The 21659-nt window shown below is 70.0% G+C and carries 20 protein-coding genes and 1 riboswitch; of the genes, 10 read left to right on the forward strand and 10 right to left on the reverse strand.

What is annotated here, in order from left to right:
* The first annotated feature begins 263 nt into the window (after positions 1–263).
* Together cdgB and ACFT32_RS28810 are read left to right on the forward strand one after the other, a co-directional pair.
* Positions 264–1925, forward strand: a complete 1662-nt coding sequence (gene cdgB, locus ACFT32_RS28805; RefSeq protein ID WP_382495043.1) for a diguanylate cyclase CdgB — start codon at positions 264–266, stop codon at positions 1923–1925.
* 119 nt (positions 1926–2044) lie between these two features.
* A complete protein-coding gene (locus ACFT32_RS28810; RefSeq protein WP_382495045.1) occupies positions 2045–3013 on the forward strand; it encodes a carbohydrate-binding protein in 969 nt (322 codons plus the stop codon).
* Positions 3014–3075: 62 nt separating this feature from the next.
* Here ACFT32_RS28810 and ACFT32_RS28815 read toward each other — a convergent pair whose 3' ends face one another.
* The 4 genes from ACFT32_RS28815 to ACFT32_RS28830 all read right to left on the reverse strand — a co-directional run bounded on the left by ACFT32_RS28815 (position 3076) and on the right by ACFT32_RS28830 (position 6849).
* Entirely contained in the window at positions 3076–3519 is a 444-nt protein-coding gene (locus ACFT32_RS28815) for a hypothetical protein (protein WP_382495048.1), read from the reverse strand.
* Positions 3520–3638: 119 nt separating this feature from the next.
* A complete protein-coding gene (locus ACFT32_RS28820; RefSeq protein WP_382495051.1) occupies positions 3639–4568 on the reverse strand; it encodes a 1-phosphofructokinase family hexose kinase in 930 nt (309 codons plus the stop codon).
* Positions 4569–4696: 128 nt separating this feature from the next.
* Positions 4697–5908 (reverse strand): N-acetylglucosamine-6-phosphate deacetylase, encoded by a 1212-nt coding sequence (gene nagA / locus ACFT32_RS28825; protein ID WP_382495053.1) that lies wholly within the window; start codon positions 5906–5908, stop codon positions 4697–4699.
* The gene (locus ACFT32_RS28830; RefSeq protein WP_382495055.1) at positions 5908–6849 is read right to left on the reverse strand and encodes an ROK family protein; all 942 of its coding nucleotides are present in this window, start codon (positions 6847–6849) and stop codon (positions 5908–5910) included. Before ACFT32_RS28830 ends, nagA begins: the two co-directional genes overlap by 1 nt.
* 133 nt (positions 6850–6982) lie before the next feature.
* Here ACFT32_RS28830 and ACFT32_RS28835 point away from each other — a divergent pair, with 133 nt between their 5' ends.
* Positions 6983–8236, forward strand: coding sequence for an ABC transporter substrate-binding protein (locus ACFT32_RS28835; protein ID WP_382495057.1), 1254 nt, complete (start codon positions 6983–6985; stop codon positions 8234–8236).
* Positions 8237–8269: 33 nt separating this feature from the next.
* The gene (locus ACFT32_RS28840; protein WP_382495060.1) at positions 8270–8515 is read left to right on the forward strand and encodes a DUF3263 domain-containing protein; all 246 of its coding nucleotides are present in this window, start codon (positions 8270–8272) and stop codon (positions 8513–8515) included.
* A gap of 7 nt (positions 8516–8522) precedes the next feature.
* On the opposite strand, the gene otsB is transcribed toward ACFT32_RS28840, so the two are convergent.
* The 3 genes from otsB to ACFT32_RS28855 form a co-directional block, all read right to left on the reverse strand.
* A complete protein-coding gene (gene otsB / locus ACFT32_RS28845) occupies positions 8523–9374 on the reverse strand; it encodes a trehalose-phosphatase (protein ID WP_382495063.1) in 852 nt (283 codons plus the stop codon).
* Between the two features lie 6 nt (positions 9375–9380).
* Positions 9381–10769, reverse strand: coding sequence for a trehalose-6-phosphate synthase (locus ACFT32_RS28850; protein ID WP_382495065.1), 1389 nt, complete (start codon positions 10767–10769; stop codon positions 9381–9383).
* Between the two features lie 74 nt (positions 10770–10843).
* Positions 10844–11788 carry a glucosyl-3-phosphoglycerate synthase gene (locus tag ACFT32_RS28855; protein ID WP_382495068.1) on the reverse strand — a complete coding sequence of 315 codons (945 nt, stop codon included), beginning with the start codon at positions 11786–11788 and terminating at the stop codon, positions 10844–10846.
* Between the two features lie 155 nt (positions 11789–11943).
* A riboswitch (SAM riboswitch) is annotated at positions 11944–12100 on the forward strand.
* An 18-nt stretch (positions 12101–12118) separates the two neighbouring features.
* Here ACFT32_RS28855 and thrC point away from each other — a divergent pair.
* The 6 genes from thrC to ACFT32_RS28885 all read left to right on the forward strand — a co-directional run bounded on the left by thrC (position 12119) and on the right by ACFT32_RS28885 (position 19385).
* On the forward strand, positions 12119–13405 hold the full coding sequence (thrC, locus tag ACFT32_RS28860) for a threonine synthase (protein WP_382495071.1): 1287 nt from the start codon (positions 12119–12121) through the stop codon (positions 13403–13405).
* A 116-nt stretch (positions 13406–13521) separates the two neighbouring features.
* A complete protein-coding gene (locus tag ACFT32_RS28865) occupies positions 13522–13797 on the forward strand; it encodes a MoaD/ThiS family protein (RefSeq protein ID WP_003991133.1) in 276 nt (91 codons plus the stop codon).
* 448 nt (positions 13798–14245) lie between these two features.
* Positions 14246–14449: a cold-shock protein gene (locus ACFT32_RS28870; protein WP_003949956.1), complete on the forward strand. Its 204-nt coding sequence runs from the start codon at positions 14246–14248 to the stop codon at positions 14447–14449.
* A gap of 333 nt (positions 14450–14782) precedes the next feature.
* Complete coding sequence (gene groL / locus ACFT32_RS28875) at positions 14783–16405, forward strand: chaperonin GroEL (protein WP_382495074.1); 1623 nt, start codon at positions 14783–14785, stop codon at positions 16403–16405.
* Between the two features lie 201 nt (positions 16406–16606).
* Complete coding sequence (locus ACFT32_RS28880; RefSeq protein ID WP_382495077.1) at positions 16607–17728, forward strand: NADH:flavin oxidoreductase; 1122 nt, start codon at positions 16607–16609, stop codon at positions 17726–17728.
* Between the two features lie 100 nt (positions 17729–17828).
* Positions 17829–19385, forward strand: a complete 1557-nt coding sequence (locus ACFT32_RS28885) for a carboxylesterase/lipase family protein (RefSeq protein WP_382495080.1) — start codon at positions 17829–17831, stop codon at positions 19383–19385.
* On the opposite strand, the gene ACFT32_RS28890 is transcribed toward ACFT32_RS28885, so the two are convergent.
* Genes ACFT32_RS28890 through ACFT32_RS28900 form a run of 3 tightly spaced genes read right to left on the reverse strand, consistent with a single transcriptional unit; the run spans position 19386 to position 21512 of the window.
* Positions 19386–19955: a hypothetical protein gene (locus ACFT32_RS28890; RefSeq protein WP_382495082.1), complete on the reverse strand. Its 570-nt coding sequence runs from the start codon at positions 19953–19955 to the stop codon at positions 19386–19388.
* Between the two features lie 13 nt (positions 19956–19968).
* A complete protein-coding gene (locus ACFT32_RS28895; protein ID WP_382495085.1) occupies positions 19969–20649 on the reverse strand; it encodes a Uma2 family endonuclease in 681 nt (226 codons plus the stop codon).
* A 59-nt stretch (positions 20650–20708) separates the two neighbouring features.
* On the reverse strand, positions 20709–21512 hold the full coding sequence (locus ACFT32_RS28900; protein ID WP_382495902.1) for a hypothetical protein: 804 nt from the start codon (positions 21510–21512) through the stop codon (positions 20709–20711).
* Between the last annotated feature and the right edge of the window lie 147 nt (positions 21513–21659).

The following is a 21659-nucleotide window of genomic DNA, read 5'->3' on the forward strand; positions in this document are numbered from 1 at the left end:
CTTAGGACTCGGGATGGACCCCGGGAAGAATATGTGCCCAACCTGACAAAATTGCGTTCGGTAGACGCACGTGAAGAACGCAGAAACTCCAGGCAATTGTTCAGCTTTGCCTGTGACTTGAGTCACAAGGGGCAGGAATTGTTGACCCTGTGTACCGAGTGAGCAGCGCGCTGTGATTCAGTGGCGGGGAAGCTGCCAGGACGTACGCCGATGAGAACCCTTGATTCTTGATTCGCTGCGAGGTACTCGGGGGGAGGGCGAGCATGGAGACCGAGTCGGAGCCTTACGTCCGCCTTGCGTCCCTGCGACAACTGCACCAGGTCATGGCCGACATGAACACGGCCCGCAGCCTGGCGGACACACTGCAGACCGTCGCGGAGGGCGTCGTCGCCGCTCTCGGGTACGAGATGGCTTGCGTGAACCTCGTACGCCCCGACGGTGATCTCGTCGTCGCCGCCTTCGCCGGGAACCCCGCCGCCGAGGCCCTCATCACCGGCCGCGTCGGCTCGCGCGAATCCTGGGAACGCCGCCTCGGCATGGGCGAGCACTGGGGCGACCTGGTGTTCATACCGCACACCGAGGGCTGGGTCCTCGACGACGACGACGTCCCCCAGTGGTACACCGACGGCCCCGCGCCCCGCTTCGAGGACGAGTGGCATCCGGCCGACCGGCTCTTCGCGCCCATGTACGCGCCCGGACCGCAGGGCAGCGCGGCGTGCGGCGAGCTGATCGGCGTGCTCTCCGTGGACCGGCCGCGCAACGGCCGCCGTCCCGGCGCCTGGGGCCGCGAGGCCCTCCAGATGTACGCCTTCCAGGCCGCCATCGCGATCAGCAACGCCCGGCTGCGGGCCAATATGCAGCGCGCGCTCGTCCGGCTCGAGCGCGAGCAGCAGGCGCTGCGGGCGAGCGAGGAAAGCTTCAGGCAGGCCTTCGAGTACGCCCCCTCCGGCATGGCCATCGCCGAGATGGGCGGCGACCAGCACGGCCGGATCCTGCGCACCAACGACGCCCTGTGCCGGCTGCTGGGCCGCCCCGCCTCCGCGATGCGCCGCTACTCCTTCTCCGACCTGGTCCACCCCGAGGACATAGGCACCCTGCTGCGGACCTCGGCGGAGGGCGGCCGCGCGGAACTCCGCCTCGGCCGCCGGGACGGCACCTATGTCTGGGTCAGCCTGCGCAACAGCGTGGTCGCCGACGCCGCCGACGGCCCGCGCTTCCTCCTCACCCACGTCGAGGACATCGAGGAGCGCAAGCGCCGCGAGCTGCAGCTCGCCCACCGCGCCTCGCACGACTCGCTCACCGGCCTGCCGAACTCCGCCGAGCTGCGCTCCCGCCTGTCGTCGCGGCTCTGCCAGCGCGCCGCGCCCCCGCACTCCGCCGTCGCCGAGTCCCATGACGCGGCCTACGGCCACCCCGCCTTCGACGTCGTCGGCCCCGGCTTCGACTTCCGGCAGGGCGCCGAGCCGTACGACGCCTACGACCACCATGTGCACACCGTCGCCCCGGACGGCGACCACGACGACGGTACGAAGGGCCTCGCCGTCCTCTTCTGCGACCTCGACGGCTTCAAGTCGATCAACGACCGGTTCGGGCACAACGCGGGTGACGCGGTTCTCATCGAGGTCGCCCGGCGGCTGAGCAACCAGGTCCGTGACGGCGACACCGTCGCCCGGCTCGGGGGTGACGAATTCGTCATCCTCGCGGACGGACTCGGCCGGGCCGACGCGCAGGACCTCGCGGTCCGCCTCCGCAACGAGATCATCCAGCCCATCCGCGCCGAGGGGCGTGCCGTCCGGGTCGGCGCCAGTTTCGGCATCGGATGGGCACACTGTGGAATGACGGCGGACGAAGTGTTGAAGTCCGCTGACGAGCGGATGTACGTCGAGAAACGATCTCGTCCCAAACAACACAGACGCGCCGGGTGAACCCGAGGTCAGCGAGTTGATGCGGTCTGAGTCACCCGTTTGGGTCACTGGGAGCGGGTAGGCTCGCTCTCTCACGACCCGTACCGCATTGCACCGCACCTGACTGAGGAGACCAAGGGATGACGCCCGGCAACAACGGCGCGAGCACGCCCGAGGACGACGACCCGTTCGGCTATCTCTACGCCGACGGGCAGGCCAACGGAGCCCAGCCGCCGTCCGGGGGCTACGGCTACCCGAACTCGGTCAACAGGGTGCGAGCGGTGGGCACGCGTTCCTACGGCCAGCAGCCGCAGGCGGGCGCGGGCCAGACGGCGGCGTACGGCCAGGTCCCCCAGCAGCAGGGCGGCTACAGCCGGCCGAACGCGCACTACGCGGCCCCGGAGACGCTGCCGGGCGGCGGCGGAGCCACCACGGCCCCCCAGCACCAGGTACCCGGCGGCGGAGGCGGCCGCGGCGGCCGCGGCCCGAACACCAAGGGCCTGCTGATCGGTGCGGTCGCGGTGGTCGCGGCGGTCGTGATCGGCATCGGGATCGCGATGGTGAGCGGCGACAAGGACAAGAGCGACTCGGAAGACCAGGCGGGTACGACTCCGTCGCAGTCCCAGGAGTCCGAGCCGAGCCCGTCGAACAGCAAGGGCGGCGGTGAGAGCAAGGTCGACCTGCCGACGATCGACGCCAAGGCGCTGCGCCTCGGCGGTGGTGCGACCCTCACCCAGGACGTCAAGGGCGCCCAGTCCGACGGCGGCATCTACGTGGGGAACCTCAACGCGCCCGGCTCCTCGGTCACCTGGACGGTCAACGGCGTCCCCAAGGACGGTCTCTACACCCTCTTCGCCCGTTACAGCACGGTCGACGAGGACCAGGAGATGACGCTCACCGTCAACGGCAAGCCGTTCGGCAGCAAGCTGAACATGGGCAACTTCACCGGCGCCAAGGGCGGCGACTTCGCCAAGGGCTGGACGAAGACCTACGCCTGGCCGACCCTCAACAAGGGCACCAACACGATCACGGTCTCCTGCGGAGACGGCGACAAGTGCAACGTCCTGTTGGATCAGCTGTGGCTGAAGGCGGGACAGGTAGAGAAGTAGGCATTGATAACACCGTCGGCTCAGGGTGATCCGACGGTGTTCCGGTCTATGAGATGCTTTTCTCAGGCCCAGTCGGTGCAGGAATTGAGTAGGCTGTCACCTTCGAATCTGGCCACCTGCACGCCGATTTCGTGGAGCCCTGCATCGTCCGAAGCGCTGCTGGTCCACTCCTTGGTCGTTCCCGACCCGTCGAAGTTCTTCCTCCACGGCCAGTTCACTCTCTTGCCGTTGTACTGCTCGCTGACCAGCCGTATCCGCACGTGGTGGTTGTCTGGGCTGATGTCACTCAGGTTGAATTCCAGGCCGACTCTCGCCGTGGGATCGTACCAATTGGTGATCTTGACGGCCCCCGACGCCCCGGTAGTTGTACAGCCTGCATAAGCTGTATCAGCGGCTTGTGCAGGACTGGTGGCGAATGCGGCCAGCAGAAGAGTCGCTGCGCCAGTGCATGCTACTAGCGTCCTCTTTTCATACCTGCCTCCTTGTAGATCGACTTGTCGATGCATCGTCAACTCATATCGGTGTTCGCGGTTGTCGACGAAGGAGCGGTAGATTGACTGAAACGTAACTGCAGTGGCCGAATGAAATGGCCGAGCTTGAGACGGGCGGGCATATCTGACTCGGGCTAAGCTGCGCTTGCCTCTCCCGAAACGGTCACCCTCGCCAGCAGTTCCTCGTAGAGCCCCCCGTCGAACTCCCCGGCCAGCGGCGCCTGCACCGTCGCCGCCGACAAGGCCGTCGCCCGGGCCAGGCGGTCCGGCCAGGGAAGGTGTTCCACCAGGCCCGAGAGCAGGCCCGCGACCGCCGAGTCGCCCGCGCCTGTCGGGTTGCCTCGTAGGAGGGTTGGTGGGGTGGCGCGCCAGCGGCCCTCGGGAGATGCGGCCAGGAGGCCTTCCGCGCCAAGGGACGCGACCACTGCGCGCGCACCCCGGCGGCGGGCGTCCTGGGTGGCTCGCAAGGGGTCGTGGGAGCCCGTCAGTTCTGCCAGTTCTTCCGCGTTGGGCTTGATGATGTCGGGGCGGGCGGCGACGCCGCGGCGCAGGGGCTCGCCGCTGGTGTCGAGGAGGACCGGGATGCCGGCGGACCTGGCCGTGCGGATCAGCCCGGCGTACGCGCCGACCGGGACGCCCGGTGGGAGGCTGCCGCACAGGGCCACAGCGGAGGCGGTGGGGAGCAGGGTCTCGTAGGCCTCCTGGAAGGCCGACCATTCGGTGGGGCTGACCGTGGGGCCGGGCTCGTTGAGTTGGGTCGTGTCGCCGGACCGGTCGTCGACCACGGCGATCGTGCGGCGGGTCGTGCCCGCGACCGGGACCAGCGCGTCCACCACACCCGGCACCGAGGCCAGAAGTTCCTGGACGACCCGGCCCGTCGCCCCGCCCGTGAATCCCGTGACCGTCACCTCGTGCCCGAGGGCCGCGAGGACCCGGGCGACGTTGACGCCCTTGCCGCCGGGGCGCTCCGTCACCTCGGAGACGCGGTGGGAGGTGTGCGGCCGGAGGGACCGTACGCGGTAGGTGATGTCGAGAGCGGTGTTCAGCGTGACCGTGAGGATCACCTGGTCGACCTCCCCCGATACAGAGACATGCGCTCGCTGCCGTGAACTTCCGGAGGCTCGATCATGCCAAAGAGACGGCGGTCGGCCCAGTCCAGGACTCGGCCACCGTCTCCCGACTGCGGGACGGATCAGCGCAGTTGGGGACCGACCACCCATTCGCCCCGGCGCATCACGCCCTTGAGTTCGAAGTCGGCGTCCAGGAGGACGAGGTCCGCGTCCTTGCCCGGCTCCAGGGAGCCGATGCGGTCGGCCATGCCGAGGAGGCGGGCGGGGGTCGCAGAGAGTGCCCGCACCGCGTCCTCGACCGGCAGGCCGTCGACCGTGACCGCCCGTTTGAAGGCGCGGTCCAGGGTGAGGGTGGAGCCCGCGATGGTGCCGTCCTCGACCAGGCGGGCCACGCCGTCGGCGACCTCCACCTCCAGCGGGCCGAGCCAGTAGCGGCCGTCGCCGAAACCGGCCGCGTCCATCGCGTCCGTGATGAACGCGACCCGTGACGCGCCCGCGTGGTGGAACGCCAGTTGGAGCGCGGCGGGGTGGAGGTGCGTGCCGTCGTTGATCAGTTCGACCGTGATCCGGTCGTCCTCCAGGAGCGCGGCGATCGGGCCGGGGGAGCGGTGGCCGAGGGGCGGCATCGCGTTGAAGAGGTGGGTGGCGACCGTCGCGCCCGCGTCGATGGCCTGGACCGTCTGTTCGTAGGTCGCGTCCGTGTGGCCGATCGCCGCGATGACGCCCTGTTCGGCCAGGAGGCGTACGGAGTCCAGACCGCCGGGGAGTTCGGTGGCCAGCGTGACCATCTTCGCCTGGCCCCGGGCCGCCTCGATCAGCTTGCGGACGTCCGCGGGGTGCGGGTCGCGCAGCAGGTCCTCGGCGTGGGCGCCCTTGCGGCAGGGGGAGATGAAGGGGCCCTCGAAGTGGACGCCGGCGATCTCGCCCTGCTCGGCCAGCTCGCTCAGCAGGCCGGCGCGTTGGGAGAGGAAGTCCATGTCGCCGGTGACGGTGGAGGCGACCAGGGTGGTCGTGCCGTGCAGGCGGTGGGTGCGGATGCCCTTGAGAATGTCCTCGGCCGAGCCGGAGGTGAAGGAGCCTCCGCCACCGCCGTGGTTGTGGAGGTCGACGAAGCCGGGGACGACGTAGTGGCCGGTTACGTCGATGAAGTGTGCGTTCTCCGGGACTGTGCGGCTGATGCGGGTGCCGTCGATGATCAGCCGGCTGTCCTGGACAGCCCCGGTGGGGAGGACCACGGTCGCGCCGGTCAGGACCGTGGGGGTTCCTGACGTCGCGGGCTGCGGGTGGGTGGGGGCTGGTCGCGCAGTTCCCCGCGCCCCTGGGTGTGATGCCATCAGGGCGTTGCCTCCGTACGGTCCGTGTGGTTGAGGAGATCCCAGGCGAGCAGGCCCGCCCCCAGACATCCGGCCGCGTCGCCCAGGGCCGCGGGGACGATCGACGGCTGTTTCTGGAAGGTGACGCGGTCGCGGACGGCCTCCCGCAGGGGTGCGAACAAGGTCTCTCCCGCCTCGGCCAGGCCGCCGCCGATGATCAGGGTGCGGGGGTCCAGCAGGGTGAGGGCCGTGACCAGGCCGTCGGCGAGGGCGTCGATGGCGTCCTGCCAGACCTCCTGGGCGCGCGGGTCGCCGGATTCGACGGCCTTCGCGCAGTCGGCCGCGTCCGCGTCGGGGTCGCCCGAGGCCGCGGCCCAGGCCTCGCTGACGGCCGCCGCCGACGCGAAGCGCTCCAGGCAGCCGCGCTGCCCGCACGGGCAGGGGGCCCCGCCGGGCCGTACGACGATGTGGCCGATCTCGCCCGCGAAGCCGTGGGCGCCCGACTCGACCCGGCCCTCGACGCCGATGCCGCCCGCGATGCCGGTGCCCAGCGCCACGAACAGGAACCGGTCGGCGCCGCGGCCGGCCCCGACCCGGCCCTCGGCGAGAGCGCCGGTGCGCACGTCGTGGCCGAGGGCGACCGGGACGCCCAGCCGTTCCGCGAGCGCGTCGCGCAGGGGGACGTCGCGCCAGCCGAGGTTCGCCGAGTAGACGGCGACGCCTTGCGCCTCGTCGACGATGCCGGGCACGACCACGCCTGCGGCGGCCGCGGGCGTGCCGAAGTGCCGGGCGCCGTGGGCGCGCAGCTCGGCGGCGAAGTCGAGGATGCCCGCGACGACGGCGTCCGGACCCTGGTCGCGTCCGGTGGCCCGGCGGGCCCGGTGCAGCACCTCGCCCCCGGGCCCGGCCAGAGCGGCCTTCATTCCGGTGCCGCCCACATCGAGGGCGATGACATGTCTCACGGAACACAGTGTGACCCGGGGACCCGCGAGAGGTCTAGTCCACTCACGTGGTGTAGACCTTATTCCGAATATCGAAAGTTTTCGGTGGCGGTGACGCCAGGGTTGGGGAAGAACAGCGGTGCAGCGGCGGCGGATGGCAGGAACGATCGCGGTGGTGTCCGCACTGGGCATGACGGCGGTCCTCGGCGGCTGTGGCGTGACGGGCGGCTCGGGCGACGTGACCCTGAAGCTGGTCGCCGCCGACTACGGCGACAGCAAGGCCAACAGCTCCCAGAAGTACTGGGACGAGCTCGTCGAGGAGTACGAGGCCGAGCACCCCGGTGTGCGGATCGACGTCAGCGTCTACTCCTGGAACGACGTCGACCGCAAGGTCCGGGAGATGGTCGCCGCCGGTGATCCGCCGGACATGGCGCAGATCGGCTCGTACGCCGGATACGCGGCCCAGAACCAGCTCTACAAGGCCGACGAACTGCTCTCCATACCCGTGCAGGCCGACTTCGTCGGGCAGCTGGCCTCCGCGGGGCAGGTGAAGGGCGTGCAGTACGGCATGCCGTTCGCCTCCTCCACGCGCGTGCTCTTCTACAACAAGACCCTCTTCTCCGAGGCCGGCATCACCCCGCCCAAGACCTGGGACGACCTGGCCGACGACGCCGAGGCGCTCAAGGCGGAGGGCGTGACCTACCCGTACGCGCTGCCCCTCGGTCCGGAGGAGGCGCCGGCCGAGACGATGCAGTGGATGCTCAGCGGCGGGGGCGGCTACACCGACACCGTCGACAGCTACGGCATCGACTCCCCGGAGAACGTCGACACCTTCACCTGGCTGAAGGACGAACTGGTCGGCAAGAAATTGAACGGGCCGGTCGCGCCCGGGGAGCTCAACCGGGCCGACGCGTACGCCGCCTTCGCCAAGGGCGAGGTCGGCATGGTCAACGGGCACCCGTCGCTGATGAACATCGCCGCGAAGAAGGGCGTCAAGTACGGCATGGTGCCGACGCCGGGCAAGGAAGGCACGAGCAAGTCCACGCTCGGTGTCGCCGACTGGATGACGGCCTTCCGCAAGAACGGCCACGGCGACCAGGTCGGCGACTTCCTCGACTTCGTCTACAGCGAGAAGAACGTGCTGGCCTTCTCCCGCGAGTACGACCTGCTGCCGGTCACCACCTCCGCGTCCGGGACCATGTCCGTCTCCGACCAGGACAAGCACCTCAAGCCGTTCCTGGAGGAACTGCTGACGTCAGAGCTCTACCCGGTCGGCAAGACCTCCTGGGCCGACGTCAGCGCCGAGATCAAGCAGGGGATCGGCAAGGCCGTCGCCCCCGGCGGCAGCCCCTCGGCCGTCCTGGGCCGGCTCCAGGCTGAGGCGTCCCGGGCGGAGAACGCGGAGTAGGCGCTGTCGGTGGCGGGCGCTACGGTGCCGGGCATGGACGAGGACTCAGGGGAGCAGGGGCTCGGGCGCCGGGAGCGGGACATCCTCGCGCTCGAACGCCGGAGCTTTCCCGGCCCGGGCGCGAAGGAACGGGCCGTGCGGGAGGAGCTGGGGCTTGCCCCCGTGCGCTACTTCCAGCTCCTCAATGCCCTGCTGGACGACCCCCGGGCTCTCGCCCACGACCCGGTGACGGTGAATCGGCTGCGGCGGGTCCGGGATCGGCGGCGGGCTGAACGCTGAGAGGGCGTTACGGCAGCCGGGCGGCCAGCGCGCTCAGCAGCCGTACGACACCCTCCGGGCCGTCCACCACCAGGTCCGCCCGCTCCCTGAGCTCGGTCACCTCGTCGCTGCCGCTGCAGAGCAGCAGGCCCGGGGTGCCGTCCGTGCGGAGGCGGTCGACGGCGGAGTAGGCGGGCAGGTCGCCCAGGTCGTCGCCGCCGTAGAGGACGGAACCGGCGCCGATCTCCCGGGCGAACTCGGTGAGGGCGACGCCCTTGTCCATGCCGGGCGGGCGCAGTTCGAGGACCATGCGGCCGGGCTCGACGATCAGGCCGTGGCGGCCGGCCAGACCGGTGAGCGGCTCGCGCAGCTGGTCCAGGGTGGCCTGCGGGTCGGTGGCCCGGCGCGTGTGCACGGCGAGGGCCCGGCCCTTCTCCTCGATCCAGGTCCCCTGCGACGCCCCGAGCCGTTCGAGCAGTTCGGGCAGCTCCGTGCGGACGGCCGCGACTCCGGGATGCGGGGGCGGGGCGCTGATCTCGCCGGTACGGGCGTCCCACCGCTCGGCGCCGTAGTGCCCCAGCACGACGAGGTGCTCGAGGCCGGGGACGTCGGCGAAGCCGCCGTTGCGCACCGCGACCTCGGCGGGCCGGCCGGTGATCACCGCGACGGCGGCGACCTTCGGCGCGAGCGCGGCCAGCGCGGGCACCGCCTCCGGGTGGGCCCGGGCCTTCTCGGGATCGGCGACGATCGGCGCGAGCGTCCCGTCGAGGTCGAGACCGATCAGAGCCTGGCCGGGATGGGTGAGGAGAGCGTCCAGACCTTCCTGCCCGGCCTTCGTGGCGGGCGCCGGAAGCTCGTGGTCCGTATGACGGCCGGTCATCACCGTTCAGCCCCTCAACGCGTCGAGCTGGTCCACGAACCACTGCGCCGGCGGCAGCGCGGTCGCCGCCGCCGACAGCCGCTTGGCGCGCTCGGCGCGTTCCTCCGGGCGCATCGAGAGCGCCTCGTGCAGGGCCGCCGCCGTGCCGGTCACGTCGTACGGGTTCACCGTGATCGCGTCCTCGCCCAGCTCCTCGTACGCCCCGGCCTCCCGCGACAGCACCAGCGCGCAGCCCGCGTCGGAGACGACCGGGATCTCCTTGGCGACGAGGTTCATGCCGTCGCGGATGGGGTTGACGAGCGCGACGTCGGCCAGCCGGTACGCGGCCAGGGAGCGCGCGAAGTCGTCCTTGACGTGCAGTACGACCGGAGTCCAGCCCGGCGTCCCGTACCGCTCGTTGATCTCGTCCGCCAGCCGCTGCACCTCGGCCGTGTAGTCGCGGTACACGGCGAGGTCCTGCCGTGAGGGGTACGCGAAGGCCACGTGCACCACGCGCTCGCGCCACTCCGCGTGGGAGTCGAGGAGCGTGCGGTAGGCCAGCAGGCCGCGCACGATGTTCTTCGACAGCTCGGTGCGGTCGACGCGGACGATGGTGCGGCGGCCCTCGCCGATCTGCTCCCGCAGCGCGGCCATCCGCTCCTCGACGTCCTTCTCGTGCGACCGCTTCCGCAGGAAGTCCGCGTCGGCCCCCAGCCCGTGCACACCGACCCGCGTGCCCCCGAGTCCGCCGGCGAACCGCTCGGCGCATTCGACGAACGCGTCGGCCCAGCGCCGCGTGAGAAAGCCCAGCCGGTCCGCGCCCAGCATGCCGCGCAGCACCTGCCCGGCCACATCGTCGGGCAGCATCCGGAAGTACTCGGGCGGCGCCCACGGCGTGTGCGAGAAGTGCCCGATCCTCAGGTCCGGCCGCAGCTCGCGCAGCATGCCCGGCACCAGCGTCAGGTGGTAGTCCTGCACCACGACGGCCGCGCCCTGCGCCGCCTCCTCGGCCAGCGCCTCGGCGAACGCCCGGTTGTACCTCTCGTAGGACGTCCACTGCCGCCGGAACTCCGCGTCGAAGACCGGCTCCAGCGGCGTCTGGTACAGCATGTGGTGGACGAACCACAGCACCGAGTTGGCGATGCCGTTGTACGCGTCGGCGTGCACCTCGGCCGTGATGTCCAGCATCCGCACGCCGTCCTCGCCGACCCCGCGCCGGACCGCCTCGCGGTCGCCGTCGGACAGCGCCGAGCAGACCCAGAGCGCGTCCGCGTCCGAGCCGATCGCGGAGAGCCCAGAGACCAGCCCGCCGCCGCCGCGTTTGGCGTTCAGCGAACCGTCCTCGCCCACCGTGTAGGAGACCGGGCCGCGGTTGGAGGCCACCAGCACCTGCGCAGCACCGTACGTAGAAGCCATAGCCCTCAACCTAGCCCGGCCCGGAAACGCTCAAACGTACGGACCTGACCCGCCCGGCCGAAAAACAGCCCCGGTCAGGCGGCCTTCCGCGCCTGGTACTCGGCGATCTCCACCATCGGCGGACGCTCCTCGGTGTCCACGGAGTACGTCCGCGGCTCGAAGCCGTCGCCGCCCCGCTCGAACTGCGTCAGGGACGGCCGGATCAGATGCCCGCGGGCCAGCCTCAGCTGGGCCGTGCGGTAGATCGCGGCGGCCATCCGGCCCAGCGCCTGCCCGTCCTGGTGCCGGTGCTTGCGCACCCCGACGTCGACCTGGGCGAGGGCGTCGAGCCCCGCCAGGTGCAGGGCGTCGACCAGCATGCCCAGCTCGACGCCGTACCCGACGGGGAACGGCAGCTGCTCCAGCAGCGAGCGGCGGGCCGCGTACTCGCCGCCGAGCGGCTGCACGAAGCCGGCCAGCTGCGGCCAGTGCATGTTGAGCAGTGGCCTGGCCATCAGCTCGGTGACCCGGCCGCCCTGCCCGGCGGCCGCGCCCAGCGGACGGTCGTACATGGCCTTCACCAGGTCCACGCCCGGCTCGGTGAGCAGCGGGCCCACGATCCCGGAGACGAAGTCGGACGAGAAGTCCCGCAGGTCCGCGTCGACGAAGCAGACGATGTCCCCGCGGGTGACGAGCAGCGAGCGCCACAGCACCTCGCCCTTGCCGGGCACCGCGGGCAGCCGCGGGAGTATCCCGTCCCGGTGCACCACGGTCGCGCCCGCGGCCGCGGCCACCTCCGACGTCCGGTCGGTCGAGCCGGAGTCGACCACGACGAGCTCGTCGACGAGCGGCACCTGCCGCATCAGGTCGTGGCGGATCACGGCGGCGATGTCGCCGACCGTCTCCTCCTCGTTGAGCGCGGGCAGCACGACACTGACCGTCTGGCCCGTGCGCTGCTTGGCGGCCAGTATCTGGTGGAGGGGGCGATCGGTCGCGGACCAGGAACGGGTGCTCAGCCAGCGCTCGACTTCTTCCAGCACCGTGGCGGCTCCTCTGCGTACTCTCGGCGGGACGGACTGTGAGCCATCTCGCGGTTCGGACGACTATCTCAACTGTCCTGGTCGTCGGTTACAGTCTTGAACAACGCGGGTGACCATCGCATGTCCGGGGTCAACCCACGTCGACAACCGAATACAGCTCATCCAGAGGGGCAGAGGGATACGGCCCGTTGAAGCCCCGGCAACCCTCCAGTCGGTACTCGTAGGTCACTGTCGACCCCATGCGCGAGGCTCCCGGCTCGGGAAGGTGCCAAATCCGTCTCACGGCGAGATGCGTCGTGAGGAAGATGAGGAGAAAGGGCCTCGCCTCATATGGCTGCGCAGACTGTTGCAAGCACCACTGAATCCACCGTAGACCTCGGCCCCGCCGCCGCGCTGAGCTGCCGCGAGTGCGGTCACCGCGTCCCCCTCGGCCCGGTCTTCGCGTGCGAGGAGTGTTTCGGCCCGCTGGAGATCGCCTACGACTTCTCGGCCTACGAAACCGAAGAGCTCCGCAAGCGCATCGAAGCGGGCCCCGCGAACATCTGGCGCTACGCCCCGCTGCTGCCGGTCCCGGCCGACGTCGCGGACAAGCCGAACATCAACCCCGGCTGGACCAAGCTCGTCAAGGCCGACAACCTGGCCCGTGAGCTCGGCGTCGACGCCGGCAAGCTCTTCGTCAAGGACGACTCCGGCAACCCGACGCACTCCTTCAAGGACCGCGTCGTCGCCCAGGCCATCGAGGCCGCGCGCGCCTTCGACTTCACCACCCTCTCCTGCTCCTCCACCGGCAACCTCGCCGGTGCGGTGGGTGCCGCCGCTGCCCGCGCCGGCTTCCGCTCCTGCGTGTTCATCCCGCACGACCTGGAACAGGGCAAGGTCGTCATGGCCGCGATCTACGGCGGCGAGCTCGTCGGCATCGAGGGCAACTACGACGACGTGAACCGCTTCTGCTCCGAGCTGATCGGCGACCCGGCCGGCGAGGGCTGGGGCTTCGTCAACGTCAACCTGCGGCCGTACTACGCGGAGGGCTCCAAGACGCTGGCGTACGAGATCTGCGAGCAGCTCGGCTGGCAGCTGCCGGACCAGCTCGTGGTGCCGATCGCCTCCGGCTCGCAGCTCACGAAGATCGACAAGGGTCTGCAGGAGCTGATCAAGCTCGGTCTGGTCGAGGACAAGCCGTACAAGATCTTCGGTGCTCAGGCGCTCGGCTGCTCGCCGGTGTCCACGGCGTTCAAGGCCGGGCACGACGTCGTACGGCCGCAGAAGCCGGACACCATCGCCAAGTCGCTGGCGATCGGCAACCCGGCGGACGGGCCGTACGTGCTGGACATCGCGCGTCGTACGGGCGGTGCGGTGGAGGACGTGAACGACGAGCAGGTCGTCGAGGCGATCAAGCTGCTCGCCCGGACCGAGGGTGTGTTCGCGGAGACCGCCGGTGGGGTGACGGTGGGTGTGACGAAGAAGCTGCTCGAGAGCGGCGCCCTCGACCCGTCGCTGACGACCGTGGTGCTGAACACGGGCGATGGTCTGAAGACGTTGGATGCGGTGGCCGGGACCGGGCTGACCGCGACCATCCGGCCCAACCTGGACTCGTTCCGGGATGCGGGTCTCGTCTGATCGTTGTTCGCTGCGGGCCGGTGGGGGCTGGTCGCGCCCACGCGGCGGAGCCGCAAATCGATACAGCCCCGCGCCCCTGAAAGCAGGTCCGCTTCCCAACCGGAGGTTTTGAAGTCATGAGCGTCACCGTTCGAATCCCCACCATCCTGCGTACCTACACCGGCGGCCAGGCCGAGGTCGCTGCCGAGGGCGCGAACCTCGGTGAGGTCATCGCCGATCTGGAGAAGAACCACACCGGGATCGCCGCCCGGGTGCTGGACGACCAGGGCAAGCTGCGCCGGTTCGTCAACGTGTATGTCAATGACGACGACGTGCGGTTCGAGCAGGGTCTCGAGACGGCGACGCCGGACGGTGCCGGTGTGTCGATCATTCCGGCCGTCGCCGGTGGCTGAACCGGTCGACCGGCTTGATTATTACCATCGGTAACGGCCGTCACTGAGCGTTCATCGAATTGCCCCCTCCGTGAGAGAAGCGGAGGGGGCAATTCTGTGTGGTTGAGCGCGGTACAGTTGGGGAACGCGATCCCGGTCCCCTGATCGGGCACCCTGAATTCCTGCCGCGAGCCCGACAAGATGTAGCCAAAGTGTGTGGGCCTTTCGTGGCTTTTGTTCCCTTTGTGTGGCCCGACTTGCCCTGAAGTCAGGCGAATTCTCCCCACATTCCGGATCCTGCGCGTCCGGAATTCTCGTCCGATTGACCTGTTGCAGAGGGCAGTTGGACAGATACATTCGGCCGCGGTCGACGCGTTCCGGCGCACGCCCCCAATCCGTGGGGGGTGAGGTCTGACCCGGATCCGCGAAGTGCGGATCTGTGCAAGGGCCAGTAATAGGGGAGTTAGGCATGGCTCAGGGCACCGTCAAGTGGTTCAACGCGGAGAAGGGGTACGGCTTCATCGCGGTCGACGGTGGTGCGGATGTTTTCGTCCACTACAGCGCGATCCAGATGGACGGGTACCGCACCCTTGAAGAGGGCCAGCGGGTCGAGTTCGAGATCTCGCAGGGCCAGAAGGGCCCACAGGCCGACATGGTTCGCGTGGCTGCCTGAACGCGCGACCACGACAAACCGCAAGCGGCAGGTCTTCTCTGAAGGGCCCGTACCCCCCGGGGTGCGGGCCCTTCGGCCTGTTCGAAAGCCCTGCCGGGCGCCGTTCGCGGGTGGCTGAGCGGCCCGCCCGATCCCTGGGAGGCGCTTGCACTCGCCATGCCCGAGTGCTAATCATTGCGTTAGCACTCTGAAGGTGAGAGTGACAACGTAAGGACCGGGTCGGTGAGGCCCGCAGGCCGGGTGGGGAAGGAACCACGAGGCTGGCGAGCCGTCCGTCGCGGGCGCGGGCGCGGTCCGAAGTAATCACCCCCAGTCCTGGAGGGACCACTTCACATGGCCAAGATCATCGCGTTCGACGAGGAGGCGCGGCGCGGCCTCGAGCGCGGCATGAACCAGCTCGCGGACGCCGTGAAGGTGACGCTCGGCCCCAAGGGCCGCAACGTCGTCCTCGAGAAGAAGTGGGGCGCCCCCACGATCACCAACGATGGTGTCTCCATCGCCAAGGAGATCGAGCTCGAGGACCCGTACGAGAAGATCGGCGCCGAGCTGGTCAAGGAAGTCGCCAAGAAGACGGACGACGTCGCCGGTGACGGTACGACCACCGCGACCGTTCTCGCCCAGGCCCTGGTCAAGGAGGGCCTGCGCAACGTAGCCGCCGGCGCCAACCCGATGGCCCTCAAGCGCGGCATCGAGCGTGCCGTCGAGGCCGTCTCCGCCGCCCTGCTGGAGCAGGCGAAGGACGTCGAGACCAAGGAGCAGATCGCTTCCACGGCCTCCATCTCCGCCGCCGACACCCAGATCGGCGAGCTCATCGCCGAGGCGATGGACAAGGTCGGCAAGGAAGGCGTCATCACCGTCGAGGAGTCCCAGACCTTCGGTCTGGAGCTTGAGCTCACCGAGGGTATGCGCTTCGACAAGGGCTACATCTCGGCGTACTTCGCGACCGACATGGAGCGTATGGAGGCCGTCCTCGACGACCCGTACATCCTGATCGCGAACTCCAAGATCTCGAACGTCAAGGACCTGCTCCCGCTCCTGGAGAAGGTCATGCAGTCGGGCAAGCCGCTGCTGATCATCGCCGAGGACGTCGAGGGCGAGGCCCTGTCGACCCTGGTCGTCAACAAGATCCGCGGCACCTTCAAGTCCGTCGCCGTCAAGGCCCCGGGCTTCGGTGACCGCCGCAAGGCGATGCTGCAGGACATCGGCATCCTCACCGGCGGCGAGGTGATCTCCGAGGAGGTCGGCCTCAAGCTGGAGAACGCCACGCTCGACCTGCTGGGCAAGGCCCGCAAGGTGGTCATCACCAAGGACGAGACGACCATCGTCGACGGTGCCGGTTCGACCGACCAGGTCAACGGCCGCGTCAACCAGATCCGCGCCGAGATCGAGAACAGCGACTCGGACTACGACCGCGAGAAGCTGCAGGAGCGCCTGGCGAAGCTCGCCGGCGGTGTCGCGGTCATCAAGGCCGGTGCCGCCACCGAGGTGGAGCTCAAGGAGCGCAAGCACCGCATCGAGGACGCCGTGCGCAACGCCAAGGCGGCCGTCGAGGAGGGCATCGTCGCCGGTGGTGGCGTGGCGCTCATCCAGGCGGCTTCCGTCTTCGAGAAGCTGGACCTCGAGGGTGACGAGGCGACCGGCGCCAACGCCGTCAAGCTCGCGCTCGAGGCCCCGCTGAAGCAGATCGCCGTCAACGGTGGTCTCGAGGGCGGCGTCGTCGTGGAGAAGGTCCGCAACCTCCAGGTCGGCCACGGCCTGAACGCCGCGACCGGTGAGTACGTCGACATGATCGCCGAGGGCATCATCGACCCGGCGAAGGTGACCCGTTCCGCTCTGCAGAACGCCGCCTCCATCGCCGCGCTGTTCCTCACCACCGAGGCCGTCATCGCCGACAAGCCGGAGAAGGCCGCCGCGCCCGCCGGTGGCGGTATGCCGGGCGGTGACATGGACTTCTGATCGACCCCCTGGGATTTCCCCGGGTTGATCAACGGTCTTGCCGAGGGCGGCACTTCCTGTTCCGGATATCCGGGCAGGGGGTGCCGCCCTCGGGCGTGTCCGGGGTCACAGCGCGGACGGGATGGCGCGGGCGGGCCGGATGGTTGAAACGCATGTCCTATGCGTATGCACATACTGTCCGGTATCCGAAGGAGCCCCTGAGTGACCGTCGCCGCCTCCCGCGCCGCCGAAATTCTGTCCCGGCCCGTCACGCTCAACGGCCTGACCGTCCCGAACCGCATCGCCATGGCGCCGATGACCCGCATGTTCTCCCCGGGCGGAGTCCCCGGCGAGGACGTCATCTCGTACTACTCCCGCCGTGCCGCCGCCGGAGTCGGCCTGATCGTCACCGAGGGCACCTACGTCGGGCACGAGTCGGCCGGGCAGAGCGACCGCGTGCCGCGGTTCCACGGCGAGGAGCAGCTCGCGGGCTGGGCGAAGGTCGCCGAGGCGGTGCACGCCGCGGGCGGCACGATCGTCCCGCAGCTGTGGCACATCGGCATGGTCCGCAACCAGGGTGAGCCGCCGTTCGCGGACGCCCCGGCCGTCGGCCCCTCCGGTCTGCGCATCGGCGCCTCGGAGCCCACCGGCAAGGCCATGACCCAGGCCGACATCGACGCCGTCATCGGCGCGTTCGCCGAGGCCGCGGCAGCCGCCGAGCGCATCGGCTTCGACGGCGTGGAGCTCCACGGCGCCCACGGCTACCTGCTCGACCAGTTCCTCTGGGAGGGCACCAACCGCCGCACCGACGCCTACGGCGGCGACTCGGTCGCCCGCGCCAAGCTCTCGGAGGAGATCGTCGCCGCAGTCCGCGAGACCGTCTCCGCCGACTTCCCCGTCATCTTCCGCTACTCGCAGTGGAAGCAGGAGGCCTACGACGCCCGCCTCGCCGAGACGCCCGAGGAGCTGGAGGCCATCCTGGCCCCGCTGGCCGCCGCCGGTGTCGACGCCTTCCACGCCTCCACCCGCCGCTACTGGGTGCCCGAGTTCGAGGACTCCGACCTCAACCTGGCCGGCTGGACCAAGAAGCTGACCGGCAAGCCGGCCATCACCGTCGGTTCGGTCGGCCTGAACGGCGTCGACTTCCTCAAGTCCTTCCAGGGCGAGGGCGCCGACGTCAACGACCTCGACAACCTCCTGGACCGCTTCGAGCGCGACGAGTTCGACATGGTCGCCGTCGGCCGGGCGCTGCTCCAGGACCCGCAGTGGGCGGCCAAGGTGCTGGGCGGCCGCTTCGAGGACACGGCCCCCTACGACCCGGCGGCGCTGAAGACCCTCAGCTGACCCCGGTAGCTGTCCCGGCACCTGAGGCTCTGGATCTGCTTGCGTCAGTCAAGGACACTGACTGAGCGCCTGTTCACCGGCATTCCGTGAGGAGATCCAGATGACGACGACCGAGTCCCGCCCGTCGGCGGGTGGCCCCTCGGAGGAGCCCGCACCGGTGGTCCCTACGACCGCCGGTGCGGTACGTGGCCGAAGGGAGGAGGGACTCGCCGTCTATCGCGGCATCCCTTTCGCCGCGCCTCCGGTGGGCGAGGCCCGCTTCCAGGCACCGCGCCCGGCCGAACCATGGGACGGCATACGCGACGCCGACGCCTTCGGCCCGCCGCCCCCGCAGGACGTCGGCAGCCTGGGTGGCCCGGGCCTGCTCGACGTACCCGAGGGTGACGAGTGGCTCACCGTCAACGTCTGGACGCCCGAGGCCGACCCGGCGGCCCGCCGCCCGGTGATGGTGTGGATCTACGGCGGTGCCTACAAGCTCGGTCACTCCGGCAGCCCCGGCTACGACGCCCGGCGCATCGCGGCCGACGGCGACGTGGTGGTCGTGTCCCTCAACTACCGCCTGGGCATGGAGGGTTTCGCGTTCATCGAGGGCGCGCCCGCAAACCGGGGCCTGCTCGACCAGGTGGCGGCACTGGAATGGGTCCGGGACAACATCGAGGCGTTCGGCGGCGATCCGGACCAGGTCACGGTCTTCGGTGAATCGGCCGGCGCGGGTTCGGTCGCCTCGCTGCTCGCCATGCCACGGGCGGCCGGACTGTTCCGCCGGGCGATCGCACAGAGCGTGCCGGGGACGTTCTTCTCCGACGCGCTCGCCCGGGACATCGGTCTCGCGCTGGCCGCCGAGGTGGGGCTGCGCCCCACGGTCGCCGATCTCTCGACGATCGCCCCGCACCGGCTGACGTCGGCGGGCGAGACGCTGAGCGCCAAGATGCTCCAGTACACCGACCGCTGGGGCCAGGCGGCGCCCACGGTCACCCCCTTCTCGCCGGTGGTCGACGGCGAGGTGCTGCCGACCACGCCGTGGCAGGCGCTGGCGGCGGGTTCGGCGAAGGACGTCGACCTGCTCGTCGGCCACAACCGCGACGAGTACCGCCTCTTTATCGCCATGGCGGGCCAACTGGGCCAGATCAGCGAGGAGCGGGCTGCCTCGGCCCTGCGGCTGTTCGCCCCCGGCCCCGACGGCGAACAGGCCTACCGGGCCGCCTTCCCCGACGCCTCCCCGAGCGAGCTTTACGAACGCGTCCAGACGGACTGGCTGTTCAACATGCCCTCCCTGCACCTGGCCGAGGCGCAGCGCGCGGGCGGCGGCAGCGCGCACCTCTACGAACTGACCTGGGCGGCCCCCGGAAACGGCGGCGCGCTGGGCGCCTGCCACGGACTGGACATCCCGCTGCTCTTCGGCACGTTCGGGGCGGACCTGGGGCTTCTGCTGTTCGCGGGCACCGAGCCGTCCGCCGAGGCCGAGGCGCTGTCGTCCCGCTTCCGCGCGTCCTGGACGTCCTTCGCGAGGTCGGGCGACCCGGGCTGGCCGGCGTACGACGACGCGGAGCGGCTGATGCAGGTCCTGGACGCGGAGCCGGTGGTGAGGGCGTACCCGGAGGAGACCTCGCGGCGACTGTGGGAGGGCTACGACTTCTCTGCCCTGCCCCTCCTGTAGCTAGAGGTTGCCCATCGGCTCGATGTCGACCCGCAGGGGCGTGCCCCACACGCGCAGCACCTCGTAGTCGGTGAACTCGTGCACGAGCCGGTACGCCATGGCCGCCCGGGGAGCCTTGCGCTGGGCGGCGATGAACAGCTCGGCCTCGCGGCGGTCCCGGCGCGGGGTGCCGCACAGCTGCCAGGTCTGGCCGTTCCACAGCTCCGGCAGCCAGCGCTGCTGGGGCTGGGGGCGGTCGCCGCTCACGCCGTAGCGGGACTGGACGGGGTCGGTCTGCGGCTGCTGCGGGGCGGGCCCGTTGAACTCGTTCCGGCGGGCGGTCCTGCGCCGGGTCTCGCACAGCAGGCACAGGTCGGGGGCGTTCTCGTCGACCGGGCCGTTCGGATGCTCGGGGCAGCGTGTCGTGGGCTTGGCGGTCGCGACGCTCTCGTCCAGCAGGTCCAGGGCGCGCTTGAGGTCGGCCTTGACCTCGTGCAGTTTGCCGTCCGGGGTGTCGGAGGTGAGGGCCTCGCCGTGCTCGCCGAGGAGGCGTAGGGCGCGGCCCAGGGCGGTGAGCTGGGCGTGGTTCATGGGTCCATTGTCGCTAGTCGGCGTAGTCCTTGAGTTTCTCGGTGTCCAGGGTGATGTTTAGGGGGGCGGGGAGCTCGACGGTGGCGCCCCAGGGGTGCGGGGAGATCCGCTGGTAGCGGCCGTTTTCGGGTTCACTGAAGACGGTGAGGGTGTGGTTGTCGCGGTCGATGAGGAGGTAGACGGGGATGTCGGCCTCCGCGTAGCCGACGGGCTTGTCGATGCGGTCGCGCTGGTTGGTGTCGCGGTCCCTGGAAGTGATCTCCACGGCCATGAGGGAACCTTCGGGGTCGGACCACTCGCCGTCGCCACGGAAGTGATCCACCGGCACGAGAGTTCCATCCGTGCGAGCGCGGCCCTTGCGGTAGGCCTCGGCCTTGACGCCCGACTCGGGTACGAGATCCAGGTCAGGACGGTGCTGCATGCACTGGCGCAACAGCCACATGAAGATGGAGCGGTGGTTGCCGTCCGGCATGGCCTTGACCTCGACCTTTCCATTGATGTACTCCAGCCGCACCGTTTCGGGGGCTACTGCGGCAAGTTCCTCGAACTCGTCCACGTCGAGCGGGCCGTGCCGGACGCACAGTCGCCCGCCCAGGAACTCCAGCCTGTTCCGGATCTCCCTCGGAGCCCTGCGAACGAGTTCGTCGAAGTCCTCGACGTCCATCTGCGGGCGGTCAGCGGTCTCTGGGGTCATGGCGTTGCCTCCTTCCCTCCATCGTGCCCCCGGGTGGTGACGTCGGACCGTAGGTGCCGTCATGTGTGTGCCTTCTCTTGTCGTCGTTGGGACATTGCGGCGCGGATCTGGGCCGCTCGGTCGTGGACCGTGGGGGCGGACAGAGGTGCAGAGGGTTGTGCGGGGGCGCGTTCGCCCCAGCAGGCGTTGCAACGCCCTCCTGGCAGGGACTCTGGACGCCCCGGGGCGCCGCAGTTCGCGCACTCCAGGACCCGTAGGGGTGGGCGTGGGGCGGGTGGGGGTGGGAGTTTGCTGGTCAGGCGGTTGCGGACCAGGGCGGCGGGGTGGTGGACGGGCGTCGGCAGGCCGGCTGTGAGCGCACGCAGTACGTCGTCCTCCGAGGCGTCCCGCTCGAACCACTGCGTCACCAGCGGGGCGAGTGTCGCGCAGTCGGTCTGGGAGAGGGAGAGGGCCGGTGCTGTGCGGCCGAGGGCGGCCAGGAGGATGTGGGCCCTTGAGCGGGTGGGGCGCTGCTGCTTCGGTACGTCGCCGCGTGTGAAGGCCGCCCACCAGTTGTCGCCCCGGGCGGTGCGGGAGAACCACGAACGGGTGATCCAGCGGGAGCTGCCGTCGTCTGCCGTCACGCACTCCCGGCCTCGCCGCAGGTGGCCCGCCTGCTGGATGCGGTTGAGGGCGGTGCCGAGGGCGCACTGGCCGTATGGCAGCTGTTTGGCCAGCGTCTTTACGGAGATGTCCGCGCCGTCGGGGAGCCGGTCGAGGTAGGCGGCGATGGCTGCTTCGCGGGGTGGGAGGTGTGCGAAGTCATGGTTCGCGCGGGGGAGTTGGTCGGGGGCGGTGCGTTTGCCGTAGCCCGGGTTCGCCATGGGGTGCGCGGACGGGGAGGCAGCACTAGAGTTAGCTTCATCCATGGGATCGACTGCTTTCGATCTCGTTGGTAAGCCCCCGCAGGTGTTGGCGCACCTGGCGGGGGCTGTTGCTTTGTGCAGGGAACGTTAAGGGTACGTGACTGT

The organism is Streptomyces sp. NPDC057002 (genome assembly GCF_042673825.1).
Lineage (GTDB): Bacteria > Actinomycetota > Actinomycetes > Streptomycetales > Streptomycetaceae > Streptomyces.